Here is a 15,728-nt window from a genome sequence, read left to right on the forward strand (position 1 = left end):
GGGTGCTGTACGCGGGCCCGCAGTGGCTTTAGGAAACGCCTGATTCCATAGGACGGCGCCGATTTCTAGGCTGGATGCATCCCGCCATGGTGCGCGTGCCAGCAGCACTGCGTCGCCGTGGGGGACGGAAGCCCGATGGCGCCTGCAGCTGCCATCGCATGTGGCTTCCGCAGCGACGCGGCCCTGCCGCGCCAGTTCGCGCAGCCGTGCTGCGCCCTGCCACAGGAAGTCCAACAGCATGTACGCCTCCCCTACACGGCGCCGCCGTGCGTCCGGGCGCGCGCGCCGCGCGCCTGCCCCGCTCCTTCCCAGCCTGCTGGCGACCGCCCTGTGGGCGGCACTGCCGGTCCACGCGGCCGATCTGACCGGCCCACTGCAGGTCAGCGACGGCAATACCCTGCAACTCGGCGCGGACGATGTCCTCACCCATGCCGCCGGCAGCTTTGCGCTGACCGTCACCGGTGCGGGCAGCCAGGCAGTGATCGACGGCAGCCGTATCAACGTGACCGGCAGTGGCAGCGCCGTGTCCGCCAGCAATGGGGGACAGGTGCAGCTGCGCAACGCGACGCTGTCGATCGCGCCGGCCACCGGTACGGGCTTCTATGCGCTGTACGCCAATGGCGCTGGCAGTGTGATCGACGCACGCGATGTCGACATCGATGCCACCCGCAACGGCAGCGGATTCGGCAGCGTGCAGGCCTACAACGGTGGCGTGATCCACTATGCCGGGGGCCGTCTTTCAACGACCGGGCCCGGTGGCACGCTGGCCGGTGCGTCCGGCAAGGGCAGCGAACTGCACCTGGCCGATCTGCAGATGAGCGCCGACGGCGGTGCCCGCCTGCGCGCCGACAGCGCCGGCCTGCTGACGATCCGCAACAGCCGCATCACCCTTGCCCCCGGAGGCATCCTTGCCGGCGTGGCGGCCGACGGCGTAGGCAGCCGCGCCGAGCTGTACGACACCTACCTGCAGGGCGGCTGGTTCGATATCGACAGCGGCGGCAGCCTGCTGCTGGAGAACGTGGAAGCCCATTCGGTGGGCGGCAGCATGCGACTGCTCGGCAGCACCCTCAGCAAGACCTATTCCAGCGCGGTGATCAACGGCGGCAGCTTCTTCACCGTCGGCGGCTATGGCGTGAACATCAACAGCTGGGGCGAACTGACCGCCCGCGACGCGACCTTCGATGTACGCGAAGGATATTCCGGCTTCTGGCTGGCCAGCGATGCGTCGCGCCTGCAGCTGACCGACAGCAGCGTCGACACCTGGACCGACAGCTACGGCCATGGCGTGGAGATCTACGGCGGCACCGCCACGGTGCAGGGCGGCCGGATCACCACGCACGGCGATGCGACCTATGGTGTTCGCGTGACCGGCTCCACCGGCAGCTCCGCCAGCCGCATCGAAGCCACCGGCAACGTGATCGATGTGCGCGGCGACGGCGGCGGCGGCGTGTTCATCGGGGGCTCCACCGCCACCGCGCTGCTCGACAGCGTCGCGATCCGCGGCGACGGCGAGAACGTGTTCGGCATCGTGCACATGAACACCGCACGGCTGACCCAGGCCGATCGCCTGGACATCCGCATGACCGGCAGCAACAGCGGCGGCTATCGTTCGTACCTGACCGCGTTCGGCCCTTACTGGAACCGCGCCACCTTCAACGACAGCCATATCGAGACCGCCAGCGGCGCCGCGTTCTGGCTGCAGGGCAGCAATCATGCGTTGACCGTCAAGGGCAGCGAGGTGACCGCCGGCGATGGCGACGGCCGGCTGCTGCGGGTCAGCGACACGGTGTTCACCGACGGCAGCAGCGTGGCGACCAGCCGCATCGACTTCAACGCCGACGCCAGCACGCTGCGCGGCGACGTGGTGGTCGACAGCGCAACCGCCGACGTGCACCTGCTGCTGGGCAACGGCACGCTCTTCAGCGGTGCCCTGCGCAGCGATTCCGGCTACCAGGTCGCGCAGCTGTCGCTGGATGGCAGCAGCCAATGGAACGTGCGTGCCAGTTCCAGCGTCGGCGCCCTCGATCACGCCGGCACCATCGCCTTCGATGCGCCGGCGGCGGACGGCTTCAAGACCGTCACTGTCAGCGGCGACTACGTGGGCAACGGTGGCCAGTGGATCTTCAACCGCGCACTGGGTGACGACACCTCGCTCGGCGATCAGCTTGTCATCAACGGCAACAGCAGCGGCACTGCCAGCGTGAGCGTGCGCAACGCCGGCGGCGCCGGAGCACTGACCCAGGAGGGCATCCGCCTGATCACCGTGGCTGGCCAGTCGGATGCACAGTTCAGCCTGCAGGGCCGCGCGGTTGCCGGTGCCTACGACTACTTCCTGTTCAAGGGCGGCGTGTCGACCCCGGATGACGGCAACTGGTACCTGCGTTCGGAATACGTGCCGCCGGTCGATCCGCCGGAGCCGCCGGTTGATCCGCCGCAGCCACCCGATCCCCCGGTCGATCCGCCGTCGCCGCCGGAACCGCCGGTCGATCCGCCACTGCCGCCGGAACCGCCGGTCGATCCGCCGCTGCCACCGGAACCGCCGATCGATCCGCCGCGCCCGCAGGTGGAACGCCCGGAACCGTCGGCCTACCTGGCCAACCGCAACGCCGCGCTGGGCATGTTCCGGCACAGCCTGCACGACCGCGCCGGTGATCCCGCCGCCGAGGCCGGCGCGAGCAGCGATGCCGTGGCCTGGCTGCACCTGCGCAGCGCGCAGCCGGACAGCCACGACCGCAACCGCCAGGTGCACGTCGATGGGCAGATCAGCAGTGTGCTGGTCGGCGTCGGACGCCGCTTCGAAGTGGGCGGTACCGGCGAACTGCAGGCAGGTGCGATGCTTGGCCACGGCCGCGCCCGCAATGACAGCCGCTCGCAGCTGACCGGCTACACCGCACGCGGCGTGGTCACCGGCACCAGCGTCGGTGCCTATGCCACCTGGCTGCAGGATGCGCAGATGCGCGGTGGCGCCTATGTGGATGGCTGGCTGCAGTACGGCCGCTTCCGCAACAGCGTGCAGGGCGATGGCTTGCAGAAGGAGCGCTATGACGCGCGCAACTGGAGCGCGTCGGCCGAGGCCGGCTACGTGCTGCCGCTGCGCCAGACCGCGCAGCGTGGCGTCTACCTGCAACCGCAGCTGCAGGTGGTGCACAGCCGCTACGACAGCGACCGGCTGATCGAAGCCAACGGCACGGTGGTCGAAGACCGTGGCGGTGGCGAGACCAGCACGCGCCTCGGCCTGCGTCTTTACAGCCGTGGGTTGAGCCCGGCGCAGGGCCAGGTGCACCCGTACGTGGCGGTGAACTGGTGGTCCGGCGGCAATGGCGCGGGCCTGGCGATGGACGGCGAGCGCCTGCAGCGGCCGTTGCCGCGCGACATCTACGAAGCCAAGGCCGGTGTACAGTTGGATTTGTCCGGTGGCTGGCGCGGCTGGGGTGAATTGAGCCGGCAGAGCGGTGGCATGGGCTTCCGCGATGTCGGTGCCCAGCTGGGCGTGTCGTACACCTGGTGATGCGGGACGTGCCCGGCAAGGGAATGCCGGGCGCTTTTCCACACGCCGCGTGGAAAGCCATGCGGACTTGATGTGGACAAGTGACCGCGAACGTTGCGGCGCAAGCGTTTCAAAGGCTGGTGAATTTTTATCCATGCCCATCCGCGGTTTTCCACATGCGCCGTGGAGAGCGGTTGGGATTTGATGTGGACAAGTGGGTGGGAATGTTGCCACGCAAGCGTTTCGATGCGTGGCGGAATTTTGTCCACGCGGAACGATTGAGGCGTGTAGCGCCGGGCCCACGCTCGGCTCACGTCCATCGCAGCCGAGCATGGGCTCGGCGCTACATCGGCTTCGCCGGTTTTCCACACCCGGCGTGGAAAGCGATGGGAGTTTGCTGTGGACAAGTGCCGGCGAACATCACGCCGCAAGCGTTTCGCAGCATGGTGAATTTTTGTCCATCGCCAGAAACGCAGACGCCCCGCACAAGGCGGGGCGTCCGGGGCCGATCCGATGCCGCTGGATCAGACGTTGAAGCGGAAGTGCAGGATGTCGCCTTCCTGCACGCGGTATTCCTTGCCTTCCAGGCGCAGGCGACCGGCTTCCTTGGCGCCGGCTTCGCCCTTGTACTTGATGAAGTCGTCATACGCGATGGTTTCGGCGCGGATGAAGCCCTTCTCGAAGTCGGTGTGGATGACGGCGGCGGCCTGCGGAGCGGTAGCGCCCTTGCGCACGGTCCACGCGCGGACTTCCTTCACGCCGGCAGTGAAATAGGTCTGCAGGCCGAGCAGGCTGTAGGCCGCGTTGATCACGCGGTTCAGGCCCGGCTCGCTCAGGCCCAGGTCGGCCAGGAAGGTATCGCGGTCTTCGTCGTCGAGCTGGGACAGCTCTTCTTCGATCGCGGCCGACACCGGCACCACCTGCGCGCCCTCGGCGGCGGCGTGCGCGCGCACGGCGTCCAGGTGCGGGTTGTTCTCGAAGCCGTCTTCCAGCACGTTGGCGATGTACATCACCGGCTTCAGGGTGAGCAGGAACAGGTCGCGCACCAGCGCCTTTTCCTCGTCGTCCAGTCCGGCCGAGCGACCGGCCTTGCCGTCGGACAGTGCCGCCTGCAGCTTGGCCAGCACCGGCTTGCGCGCCGCCGCATCCTTGTCGCCGCCCTTGGCCGCGCGCTCGGCACGGTTCAGCGCCTTCTCGACGCTGTCCAGGTCGGCCAACGCCAGCTCGGTGTCGATGGTTTCGATGTCCGAGATCGGGTCGACCTTGCCGGCCACGTGCACGATGTCACCATGCTCGAAGCAGCGCACCACGTGGGTGATGGCATCGACTTCGCGGATGTGCGCCAGGAACTTGTTGCCCAGGCCTTCACCGCTGGCGGCACCGGCGACCAGGCCGGCGATGTCGACGAACTCGACCGCGGTCGGGATGACCTTCTGCGGGTTGATGATGCCCGCCAGCTCGTTCAGGCGCGGATCCGGCACCGGCACGATGCCGACGTTCGGCTCGATGGTGCAGAACGGGAAGTTCGCCGCGGCGATGCCCGCCTTGGTCAGCGCATTGAACAGGGTCGACTTGCCGACGTTGGGCAGGCCGACGATGCCGCATTTGATACCCATTGGTTGAATCCGGGTTTGAGTGTAAGTGGATGATTCGGGATTCAAGGCTCGCCTGCGGGCATGCCCTCAATCCCCAATCGTCCTTCCAGTAGCCCAAGCTAGAACGCAGCGTACAGCTTGTGCTTCTCAGCGTAGGTCTGCAGTGCAGCAGAAAGTCCTAGCCTCTCCTCAGTCTCACAAAATCTCTGGCTCAAGCGGTCCAGCAGAGCTTCGACACCGTCCGGCAACTCATTATGCTGACCGTACATTCTCTCCCACCGGACACTTTCATCCTTGGGCACGGCGTCGTCACCGAACAGCACCATCTTGGCTTCTTTGAGCACGTCGCCCAATTCGACCAGCCCCATTTCTTCAAGACCTGCGAGCGTCTCTTCGTAATAGGCACCCGAGTAACTGTCGAAGTACGTACCAATGCCGCCACGCCAGACTTCGCTACTTGTCACCGAAACCGCGAAGTAGCTCTGATCTGGCGTCAACATTCCTGAGAATCCACAGCCCGAACCGCCTTCCTGTTCCACCAGCCAGTTCCAGTGGCGCCCTGCAGCGGAATTCTCGTATCGGTCCAGCTCTTCGCGCATTTCCTTGTTTCGCACCTTCGCCTCTTCCATGCTTTGCCGCGTGCCATTCCGGCACGGCATGCAGAGCCCATCGTTCCGGGCCGCCGTCGCCAGCAGGATCATGGCGCCACACACGGTGCAGGGAGTACGCGGGTCGGTCATGGTCAGCGCGGGGTATGCAGCCGCTTCATCGCTTCGTTGAAATCGCCCTGCACCGCCAGCGGCAGCACGTCGATCGCATCGTCGATGGCGCGTGCGATCAGCACGTCATCCTCCTTGGACGGGCGACCCAGCACCCAACCCACTACGCGGTCCTTGTGGCCGGGATGGCCGATGCCCACGCGCAGGCGATGGAACCTGCCGTGGCCCAGCAGGCGCATGGTGTCGCGCAGGCCGTTCTGGCCGCCGTGGCCACCGTCGAACTTCAGCCGCGCCGCACCGGGCGGCAGGTCCAGCTCGTCGTGGGCCAGCAGGGTTTCCTCCGGCTCGATCTTCCAGAACCGCTGCGCGGCGGTGACCGACTTGCCGCTGAGGTTCATGAAGGTGGCGGGCTTGAGCAGCCACACCGTCTGCCCGGCGATCTCGACCTTGGCGGTCTCACCGAACAGCTTGCTGTCCACATTCCATCGCGCACCGGCTTTTTCCGCCAGGGCCTCAACGAAATGAAACCCGGCATTGTGCCGGGTCCGGGCGTGTTCCGATCCGGGGTTGCCCAGACCGACGATCAGTCGCAGTCCTGCCATGGTTCCTTCCAGTACGGTGCCTGCCCGGAGGCAGGCACCGTAACGGTATTACTCGGCGGCAGCCGCTTCTTCGTCAGCCTCGTCGGCCTTGCCGGCCTTGGCGGTGACGATGGCGTCGTCGTGGTCCTTGCCCAGCGCCAGGGCCGGGATTTCCACGCCCTTCGGCAGCTTGATGTCGGACAGGTACACCACGTCACCGGCCTTCAGCTCGCCCAGATCGACTTCGATCGACTCCGGCAGGTCCTTCGGCAGGCAGGTGATGGTCACTTCCTTCAGTTCGTGGGTGACCACGACGTCGGCAGCCTTGCCGGCCGGCGAGGTGTCTTCGTTGACGAAGTGCAGCGGGACCGAAGCGGTCAGGGCTTCGTTCTCGTTCACGCGCTGGAAGTCCAGGTGCATGATCAGCTGCTTGTACGGGTGGCGCTGCATGTCACGCAGCAGGACCTTCTGCACCTGGCCATCCAGGTTCAGGTCCAGGATCGAGGCATAGAACCACTCGTTCTGCTGGGCCAGCCAGATTTCGTTGTGATCCAGGCTGATGGCGACCGGCTCGGCGTTGCCGCCGTACACGATGGCCGGGATCACACCGGCGTGACGCAGGCGGCGGCTCGCACCCTTACGCTGCAGTTCACGCTTGGTGACCTTGATTTCATGGGTCTTCGACATTTTCGACTACTCAGGTTGTTGCCGCGCCCTGCGGCGTGGCGGTTGAAGATGCTTCCGCGACCAGAAGCATCCGGGTATGCCCCCGCCGTTGCCGGCAGGGGCGAAAAACTCAGTCGACGTACAGCGAGCTGACCGACTCGCCGAAGGCGATGCGGCGCATCGTTTCGGCCAGCATTTCCGCCACGCTCAGCTGGCGGATCTTGCTGCACACCCGCGCCGCGTCCTTCAGCGGGATGGTGTCGGTCACCACCAGCTCGTCGAGCTGGGAATTGGTGATGTTGTCCACCGCCGGGCCCGACAGCACCGCGTGGGTGCAGTAGGCGGCGACCTTGAGCGCACCGCGCGCCTTCAGGGCAGCGGCAGCGGCGCACAGGGTGCCGGCGGTATCGACGATGTCATCGACCATCACGCAGGTCTTGCCTTCGACGTCACCGATGATGTTCATCACGGTGGAGACGTTGGCACGCGGGCGGCGCTTGTCGATGATCGCCAGGTCGGCGTCATCCAGGCGCTTGGCCACCGCACGGGCGCGGACCACGCCGCCCACGTCCGGCGACACAACGATCAGGTTCTCGGTGCCGTAGGCGCGCCAGATGTCGGCCAGCAGCAGCGGGGACGCATACACGTTGTCCACCGGAATATCGAAGAAACCCTGGATCTGGTCGGCGTGCAGGTCGACGGTCAGCACGCGATCAGCGCCAGCGGTGCTGAACATCTTCGCCGCCAGCTTGGCGGTGATCGGCACGCGCGAGGAACGCATGCGGCGATCCTGCCGCGAGTAGCCGAAGTACGGCACCACGGCGGTCACGCTGGCCACCGATGCGCGCTTGAGCGCGTCGATCAGCACCAGCAGTTCCATCAGGTTTTCCGCGCTCGGCGCGCAGGTCGGCTGGATCACGAACACGTCCTGCTTGCGGACGTTCTCCTCGATCTCCACCTGCACTTCACCATCGGAGAAGTGCGAGACCAGCGCCTTGCCCGGGCGAACCCCCAGTTCCTTGCAGATGTTCTGCGCCAGACGTTTGTTGGCGTTGCCGGAAAAGACCAGCAGGTTCGGGGACTCTTGCATCATGATTGTCTCGGGCGGGGACGAGTGGCGGGGATCCGGAGTCGGCAAGGACCCCGATGGACCCTTGCTGCTGACAACACCGCGGTTGTATCCACGTCCCGCGCGGGCGATGCGCTGGAAGGCGCGGACACAGCCGCTATTGGCAGGGGCGGTAGGATTCGAACCTACGAATGCCAGGATCAAAACCTGGTGCCTTGGGCCTCTTGGCGACGCCCCTGCATTGATAAATCAGTGTTGCTCGAGTGCATCCAGCAGTGGCGAACGCGCAACGCCCGCTGCCACCCTTGCCCGCAACTCCTTCGGCAACTTCGACCGTCCCTGCTCTGCGGCAGACTGCGATGCGAACTCGACGAAACAACCACTTCCCGAACCGGTCAGCCGCGCCGTGCCGATGCCGCTCAACGCAGCGAGCGCGGCCTCGACGGCAGGCTCACGGCGGCGCAGCACCGGTTCGAACGCGTTCCCGACCAGGGTCCCGGAAGCGAAGTCCTCTATTTTCGCCACTGGGCTGTCGCGCGTCAAATCCGGGTCTGCAAAGAGGACCGGCGTGGGAACATGAACGCCCGGTTCAACCACCACATACCAGGCCGGGGCCAGCGTGATCGGCTGCAGGCGCTCGCCCACCCCTTCGGCCCAGGCGTTGCGCCCGCGCACGAACACCGGCACGTCGGCGCCCAGGCGCAGGCCCAGCGCGGCCAGGGCATCTTCATCCAGGCCGGCACGCCAGAGCCGGTTCAGTACCACCAGCACGGTGGCCGCGTCGGACGAACCGCCGCCAAACCCACCACCGGCAGGAACGTGCTTTTCGACGATGATGTCAGCACCTTGCGCGACCTTCGTCGCTTCCTGGAGCAGGCGCGCGGCCCGCACCGCTAGGTCATCGGCTTCGGCCACGCCGGCCAGGCCCTCGCCCTGCCGATGCACCTGGCCGTCTTCACGCAGGCGCAGGCCGATGCGGTCCCCCCAGTCCAGCAGGCGGAACACGGTCTGCAGCTCGTGGTAGCCGTCGGCCCGGCGGCCGGTGATGTGCAGGAACAGGTTCAGCTTGGCCGGGGCCGGCCACCAGGACCAGCCCGCGTCGTCGGCAGCCCCGCTCATGGCGTGCCCTGCCCCCACTGGTCCACCAGCAGGCGCACCTTGGCGTCGCCATTGCTGGCCTCGATCCGGCGCGGCAGCGCCGGGCGTCCGCTCTCAGCCGGGTACCAGTCCAGGTACTGCACCTGCCAGCCCATCTGCTGCATGCGGCGCGGCCGGCCGTCAGCGTCGCGCTCGACCGCCTCCGGACCGGCAGCGTCGCCGGCCACCAGGCCTCGGATCCACTCCGGCAGCTGGTTGACCGGGATGTCCCAGCCGGTCGCCTCCAGCAGCAGCTGCTGGGCGTCCTCGCCATCACGCGGACCGCCGGACAGCCCTTCCAGGCGGCCGGCTTCGGAATGGGTGTCGCCGGTCAGCTTCCAGCTCTGCCGGGTCACCGGCGCGCTCAGTTCGACCACGTAGCGGCGGCCGTCCTGTTTCCAGTCAATGCGACCGCTGCCGCCGTCCTTGCCCTTGCTGACCGCGACCCGGCCCTGGAAGGCCCACTCCGGCTGCGCGTGCAGCGCCGCCACGCGGGCCGCTTCGGCCTGTGCCGCTTCGGCCGAAACCGTCTGGACCACCGCCGGTGGCGCGGTCTTCTGCGTACCCACGCTGGTACAGGCGGTCACCGCCAGGGTCGCAGCCGCCAGCAGCAGCGGCCGGATCAGGGAAACACTCATGGATTGAATTTCTCGCGGGCGCGCAGCAGCGCGCGGTTTTCAGGATCGAGCTTGGCCGCTTCGTCGAAGAAATGGCGGGCCTCGTCATGCTTGCCCAGCACCCACAGCACTTCACCGACATGGGCGGCGATCTCCGGGTCTTTGGCCAGGGTCCAGGCCCGGCGCAGCTGCACCAGTGCCTCTTCCTTGCGACCCAGGCGATACAGCACCCAGCCATAGCTGTCGACGATGGCGGCGTTGTCCGGCTCGGCCACGCGGGCGCGGTCGATCAGCTCCAGCGCCTCCTGCAGGCGGCCGGTACGGTCGGCCAGGGTGTAGCCCAGCGCGTTCAGCGCCGGCACGTTTTCCGGGTCGGTCACCAGAATCTTGCGCAGGTCGGCCTCGGCGCGCGGGATGTCGTCGCGGCGCTCCCAGGTGAGCGCACGTGCGTACAGCAGGCCGTTGTCATCCGGGTAGGCGGCCAGGCCGCGGGCCAGCGCATCCAGTTCACCGGCGCTGTCGTCGCCACGCTGGCGCAGTTCGGCTTCCAGCAGATAGGCGTCACGGCGCACATCGTCGTCGACCACTGCGTCGGACTGGATCGCGTGCACTTCATCCAGGGCCTGCGGCAGGCGCCCGGCCAGGGCCTGGGCGTTGGCCGCACGCAGGCGCGCCTCGCTCAGTTCATCACCGCCGGGCACGCTGTGGTACCACTGCACCGCTTCGGGGTAGCGCTTCAGGTACTCGGCGATCTTGCCAAGCAACAGGCGCTGCGCCGGGTCCGGCTTGGCCGCCTGCCGCGACAGTTCGTTGTACAGGTTGGACAGCGCCGCCTTGTCGCCCTGCTTGGCCAGCAGCGAGGCGCGCATGCCCCAGGTCTGCACGTCCTGCGGGCCGAACGCCAGCACACGCTCGGCCGCAGCCGGCTGGCCGAGGCTGTCATAGGCGATGGCCACCGCGTTGCGCAGCTCGGGGTCCTGGCGGGTCTTCGGTTCGACGTCGTGCAGCAGCGACAGGGCCTTGTCGGTCTCGCCGGCCTGCTGCAGCTGGCTGGCACGCAGCAGCGCCACACGCGGTTCTTCGGGGAAGCGCTTGACCACTTCATCGATCATGCGACGCGCCAGTTCGGGCTTGTCCATGCGCAGGGCGAGACGGCCGAACTCCTGCCAGGCCTCGATCTTCGCTGGAATCGCATTGGCATCGACCAGCTCGCCCAGCACCTGCGCCGGCACCGCCGGGTCGCGGCCACCGCCGATGAGTGCGGCCAGGGCGAACTTCCAGCCGCGCTCGTCGGGGTCGGCCAGCAGGGCCTGCAACGCGCTGCGGGCCGCCTTCACATCGCCCTGGCGCATGGCCAGCGCACCGGCGGCGCTGCGCAGGGTCAACGAATCCGGCGCACGCTGCTGCCACAGGGCCAGGCCCTTGGCGGCACTGGCGTCATCGTTGGCCAGCATCGAAATACGGGTGGCGCGCTCGGCCAGCCCTGCATCGCCGTCGGTCTGCTGGGCCGCCTGCAGGTACCAGCGCGCGGCCTCGGCCAGCTTGCCGGCCTGCAGCGCGAACTCGCCGGCCATCACCGGTTCCAGCGCCAGTTCCTCAGTGGCCGGGCCCCGTACAGGCGCCTTGGCCGGCGCTGCCGCCATGGCCTGGGCGCAGGCCAGGGACAGCAGCAGAACACTGGGGATGCGAATCAATGCGGGCATCGTCGGCATCGGGGCCTTAAAATGTCGTCCAATGGCCAGCAGCTTATCGCAAGCAACTGAACAATGACCCTGTGGGTGCTCGGACTGAATCACCAGACCGCACCGGTGGAGCTGCGCGAGCGCGCGGCCTTCGCCGGTGAGGCGTTGCCGCGTGCGCTGGGTTCGCTGCGCGACACCCCGCAGATTGCCGAGGCGGTCCTGCTGTCCACCTGCAACCGCACCGAGCTGTACGCCGTGGCCGAGTCGGCGCAGGCGCTGGACCAGTGGCTGCACAGCCAGGCCGGCGACCTGCAGGGCTATCTGTACCAGCACGCCGATGCCGAAGCCGTGCGCCACCTGTTCCGGGTCGCCACCGGCCTGGACTCGATGGTGCTGGGCGAGCCGCAGATCCTCGGCCAGGTGAAGGAGGCCTGGTCGACGGCGCGCGACCACGGACTGCTCGGCCAACGCCTGGACCGCCTGTTCCAGCAGACCTTCTCGGTGGCCAAGCGTGCGCGCACCGATACCCAGATCGGCACCAACCCGGTGTCGGTGGCCTCGGCGGCCGTGCGCCTGGCACAGAACGCGTTCGCCCGGCTGGACGACTCCACCGTCCTGCTGGTCGGTGCGGGCGAGACCATCGAACTGGCTGCACGGCACCTGAGTGAAGGCAAGGTACGGCGGCTGCTGATCGCCAACCGCACCCTGGCCCACGCGCAGGAACTGGCCAGCCGCCATGGCGGCGTGGCGTTGCCGCTGACCGAACTGGATCGCCACCTCGGCGAGGCCGACATCGTGTTCTCGGCCACCGCCGCGCGCGAACCGGTGATCCATCGCGAGATGGTGGCCAAGGCCCTGCGCGCGCGCCGGCACAAGCCGATGCTGCTGTTCGACCTGGCCGTGCCGCGCGACATCGAAGCCGAGGTCGGCACGCTCAACGACGCCTTCCTCTACACCGTCGATGACCTGGAACGCGCGGTGGAAGACAACCGTCGTGGCCGCCGCGAGGCCGCCGCCGAGGCCGAGGCGATCATCGACCTGCAGGTGTCGCGTTTCATCGAGACCCAGCAGGCCAGCGCCCACCAGGCACCGCTGCGGCAGCTGCGCGCGTTTGGCGAAGCCACCCGCGCCGAGCTGCTGGAGCGTGCGCGCCAGCAGCTGGCCAACGGCAAGCCCGCCGACGAAGTGCTGGAACTGCTGGCCCATGGCCTGACCAACCGCCTGCTGCATCCGCCGACCGCCGCCCTGCGCGCGGCCGCGCTGAGCGGCGATGCCGACCTGACCCGCGCCGCCGAGCGCCTGTTCCCGGCCACGCCGGGTTACCGCCACCCACCCGTGAGACCCGATGACGCCGACCCTGCGCCGTAAGCTGGAAGCGCTGGCCGAGCGCCGCGAAGAACTGGAACGCCTGCTCGCCGAACCCGACGTGGTCGCCGACAACACCCGTTTCCGCGACCTTTCGCGCGAATTCGCCCAACTTGAACCGGTCGCCACTGCACTGGCCGACGAAGCCCGTGCCAAGGCCGACCTGGCCGCCGCCGAAGGCATGCGCGCCGACCCCGACCTGCGCGAGCTGGCCGAGGAGGAAATCGCCGCCGCGCAGGCGCGCCTGCAGGCACTGGAGCAGGAGCTTGCGCTGCTGCTGGTGCCGCGTGACCCACGCGACGACGGCAACCTGTTCCTGGAAGTGCGCGCCGGCACCGGCGGCGATGAGGCGGCGATCTTCGCCGGCGACCTGTTCCGCATGTACGCCCGCTATGCCGAACGCCAGGGCTGGAAGGTCGAGATCGAATCGGACAGCCCGGGTGAGCATGGGGGCTACAAGGAAGTGGTGGCGCGCGTGGTCGGCCGCGGTGCGTTCTCGCGCCTGAAGTTCGAATCGGGCACGCATCGCGTGCAGCGCGTGCCGGCCACCGAATCACAGGGCCGCATCCACACCTCGGCGGCGACTGTGGCGATCATTCCCGAGGCCGACGAGGTCGATGACATCGTCATCAACCCGGCCGACCTGAAGGTGGATACGTTCCGCTCGTCCGGCGCCGGTGGCCAGCACGTCAACAAGACCGAATCGGCGATCCGCATCACCCACGTGCCGACCGGCGTGGTGGTGGAGTGCCAGACCGAGCGCAGCCAGCACGCCAACCGCGACAAGGCGATGAAGCGCCTGAAGGCGCAGCTGCTCGATGCCGAGCGCCAGCGCCAGGACGCCGCGCAGGCCGAATCGCGGCGCCTGCAGGTCGGCAGCGGCGACCGCAGCCAGCGCATCCGCACCTACAACTTCCCGCAGGGCCGGATCACCGACCATCGCGTGGAAGGCCTGACCCTGTACGACCTGCCCAACATCCTCGCCGGCGACCTCGACCCGCTGCTGCAGCGGCTCAGCCACGAACACCAGGTCGATGCCCTGGCCCAGCTGTCGGCGGGCTGAGCACGATGTCGGCCTGGCAGCAGCGGCAGCACCTGCAGCAGGCGATCGCACGCCAGCCCGGTGACTTCGTCGCCTGGGTGATGCTGGCCGACGTGGAGCTGGAAGCCGGCGACATCGCCGCCGGCGAGCAGGCCGCACGACGTGCATTGCAGCTGCGCCCGAACCACCCCGAGGCACTGGCGCGCCTGGGCCGCGTGGCCTGGATGGCCGGCGCGCATGCCGACGCGGCGGCGCTGCTCGGCCAGGCCTCGGCATTGGCGCCGCAGCACCCGGGCATCGCGCTGTGGCTGGGGCATGCACTGGAAGATGCCGATGATGCCGAGGGCGCGGCAGCGGCCTATCGCCGCGCGCATGCGCTGATGCCCGACGAGCCCTACATCGCGGCCCAGCGCCTGGCCTGGCAGCGCCGCCTGTGTGACTGGCAGGACGTGGACGCGCTGTCCACGCAGGTACGCGCCGCGCTCGCTTCCGGGCAGGGTGCGGTGGAACCCTTCGCCTTTCTCAGTGAAGACGCCAGCGCGGCCGAGCAGCTGGCCTGTGCACGGGCGCGCGCCGCTGTCATCGCCGGCTCGGTGCGGCCCTTGCCAGCGGTGAAGATGCGCACGCGCGGCCCGTTGCGCGTCGGCTTCCTTTCCAATGGCTTCGGTGCCCATCCCACCGGGCTGCTGACCGTGGCCCTGCTCGAACACCTGCGTCATGACCCGGCACTGCAACTGCACCTGTTCGCGCTGAACCGCGCCGATGGCAGCCGCATCCGCGACCGCCTGCAGGCCGCGACCCGCCTGCATGACGTGGCCGCGCTGCGGCATGCCGACATCGCGGCCCGCATCCGTGCGCAGGGCATCGACCTGCTGTTCGATCTGCGCGGCTGGGGCGGCGGAGGCACGCCCGAAGTGCTGGCCATGCGCCCGGCCCCGTTGCAGCTGAACTGGCTGGCCTACCCCGGCACCTCGGGCGCGCGCTGGCTGGACGCCGTGGTCGCCGATGAATTCGTGCTGCCGGCATCGCTGGAACCGCACTTCAGCGAACGCGTCCTGCGCCTGTCACGGGCCTTCCAGCCCTCGGACAACACCCGCACGCTGGAGCCGTCCCCGTCCCGCGCCGAGTGCGGCCTGCCCGCACAGGGCGTGGTGTTCTGCTGCTTCAACAACAGCTACAAGCTCAACCCGCGCAGCATGGGCCGCGCGTTCGCCGTGCTGCAGGCGGTGCCTGGCAGCGTGCTGTGGCTGCTGTCCGGCCCGGGCCAGGCCGACGCCCGCCTGCGCGCTGCCGCGCAGGCGGCGGGCGTGGATCCGGCGCGCCTGGTGTTCATGGCCAAGCTGCCACACCCGCAGTACCTGGCCCGGTATCAACTGGCCGACCTGTTCCTCGACACGCATCCGTACAACGCGCACACCACCGCTTCCGATGCGCTGTGGGCCGGCTGCCCGGTGCTGACCTGCCCGGGCGATACCTTCGCCGCGCGCGTGGCCGGCAGCCTCAACCATCATCTGGGTCTTTCGCGGATGAATGTTGTCGACGATGCGGCGTTCATCGCCGCCGCCAGCGCATTGGGCAACGACCCATCGGCCCTGGCCGCGCTGCGCGCCGAGCTGGCGCAGGCGCGCGACCGCAGTGGCCTGTTCGACATGGCCGGGTTCGCCCGCGACCTGTCGGCGCTGCTGCAGCGACTGGCCGGCGAGCAGGGCTGGCAGGGCGTCGACATCGCCTGAGCCACCGCTGCGCTACGCTCGGGCTTCCTCCCCGC

General features: G+C 68.4%; 12 protein-coding genes and 1 tRNA gene. 4 read left to right on the plus strand and 9 right to left on the minus strand.

The genetic code is table 11. The features are described 5' to 3' along the window. Nucleotides 1-238: 238 nt before the first annotated feature. Complete coding sequence (locus LRM18_RS17415) at nucleotides 239-3,508, plus strand: autotransporter outer membrane beta-barrel domain-containing protein (protein WP_270955142.1); 3,270 nt, start codon at nucleotides 239-241, stop codon at nucleotides 3,506-3,508. Nucleotides 3,509-4,011: 503 nt separating this feature from the next. Here LRM18_RS17415 and ychF read toward each other — a convergent pair. The 9 genes from ychF to LRM18_RS17460 all read right to left on the minus strand — a co-directional run bounded on the left by ychF (nucleotide 4,012) and on the right by LRM18_RS17460 (nucleotide 11,574). Next, on the minus strand, nucleotides 4,012-5,103 hold the full coding sequence (gene ychF / locus LRM18_RS17420; protein ID WP_049464661.1) for a redox-regulated ATPase YchF: 1,092 nt from the start codon (nucleotides 5,101-5,103) through the stop codon (nucleotides 4,012-4,014). Between the two features lie 98 nt (nucleotides 5,104-5,201). Further along, nucleotides 5,202-5,822 carry a DUF4375 domain-containing protein gene (locus LRM18_RS17425; RefSeq protein ID WP_270955143.1) on the minus strand — a complete coding sequence of 207 codons (621 nt, stop codon included), beginning with the start codon at nucleotides 5,820-5,822 and terminating at the stop codon, nucleotides 5,202-5,204. A gap of 2 nt (nucleotides 5,823-5,824) precedes the next feature. After that, the gene (pth, locus tag LRM18_RS17430; protein WP_164688330.1) at nucleotides 5,825-6,403 is read right to left on the minus strand and encodes an aminoacyl-tRNA hydrolase; all 579 of its coding nucleotides are present in this window, start codon (nucleotides 6,401-6,403) and stop codon (nucleotides 5,825-5,827) included. Nucleotides 6,404-6,451: 48 nt separating this feature from the next. Then, complete coding sequence (locus LRM18_RS17435; protein ID WP_005408191.1) at nucleotides 6,452-7,069, minus strand: 50S ribosomal protein L25/general stress protein Ctc; 618 nt, start codon at nucleotides 7,067-7,069, stop codon at nucleotides 6,452-6,454. Nucleotides 7,070-7,178: 109 nt separating this feature from the next. Continuing rightward, nucleotides 7,179-8,138, minus strand: coding sequence for a ribose-phosphate diphosphokinase (locus tag LRM18_RS17440; RefSeq protein WP_005415400.1), 960 nt, complete (start codon nucleotides 8,136-8,138; stop codon nucleotides 7,179-7,181). Between the two features lie 140 nt (nucleotides 8,139-8,278). Further along, a tRNA-Gln gene (locus tag LRM18_RS17445) sits at nucleotides 8,279-8,355 on the minus strand. A gap of 11 nt (nucleotides 8,356-8,366) precedes the next feature. Continuing rightward, a complete protein-coding gene (ispE, locus tag LRM18_RS17450) occupies nucleotides 8,367-9,236 on the minus strand; it encodes a 4-(cytidine 5'-diphospho)-2-C-methyl-D-erythritol kinase (RefSeq protein ID WP_049468720.1) in 870 nt (289 codons plus the stop codon). Beyond that, entirely contained in the window at nucleotides 9,233-9,892 is a 660-nt protein-coding gene (gene lolB / locus LRM18_RS17455; RefSeq protein ID WP_057493424.1) for a lipoprotein insertase outer membrane protein LolB, read from the minus strand. The genes ispE and lolB overlap by 4 nt, the downstream gene beginning before the upstream one ends. Next, a complete protein-coding gene (locus LRM18_RS17460; RefSeq protein WP_186815432.1) occupies nucleotides 9,889-11,574 on the minus strand; it encodes a tetratricopeptide repeat protein in 1,686 nt (561 codons plus the stop codon). Before LRM18_RS17460 ends, lolB begins: the two co-directional genes overlap by 4 nt. A gap of 63 nt (nucleotides 11,575-11,637) precedes the next feature. Between LRM18_RS17460 and hemA the strand changes: the two genes are divergently transcribed. Genes hemA through LRM18_RS17475 form a run of 3 tightly spaced genes read left to right on the plus strand, consistent with a single transcriptional unit; the run spans nucleotide 11,638 to nucleotide 15,693 of the window. Continuing rightward, the gene (gene hemA / locus LRM18_RS17465) at nucleotides 11,638-12,921 is read left to right on the plus strand and encodes a glutamyl-tRNA reductase (protein WP_049468712.1); all 1,284 of its coding nucleotides are present in this window, start codon (nucleotides 11,638-11,640) and stop codon (nucleotides 12,919-12,921) included. Next, nucleotides 12,899-13,981 (plus strand): peptide chain release factor 1, encoded by a 1,083-nt coding sequence (gene prfA / locus LRM18_RS17470; protein ID WP_049468710.1) that lies wholly within the window; start codon nucleotides 12,899-12,901, stop codon nucleotides 13,979-13,981. The genes hemA and prfA overlap by 23 nt, the downstream gene beginning before the upstream one ends. Nucleotides 13,982-13,986: 5 nt before the next feature. Continuing rightward, a complete protein-coding gene (locus tag LRM18_RS17475) occupies nucleotides 13,987-15,693 on the plus strand; it encodes a tetratricopeptide repeat protein (RefSeq protein WP_270955144.1) in 1,707 nt (568 codons plus the stop codon). Nucleotides 15,694-15,728 lie beyond the last annotated feature (35 nt).

Origin of the sequence: Stenotrophomonas sp. PI_27, assembly GCF_027854495.1 — a bacterium.
Taxonomy (GTDB): Bacteria; Pseudomonadota; Gammaproteobacteria; order Xanthomonadales; family Xanthomonadaceae; genus Stenotrophomonas; species Stenotrophomonas pavanii.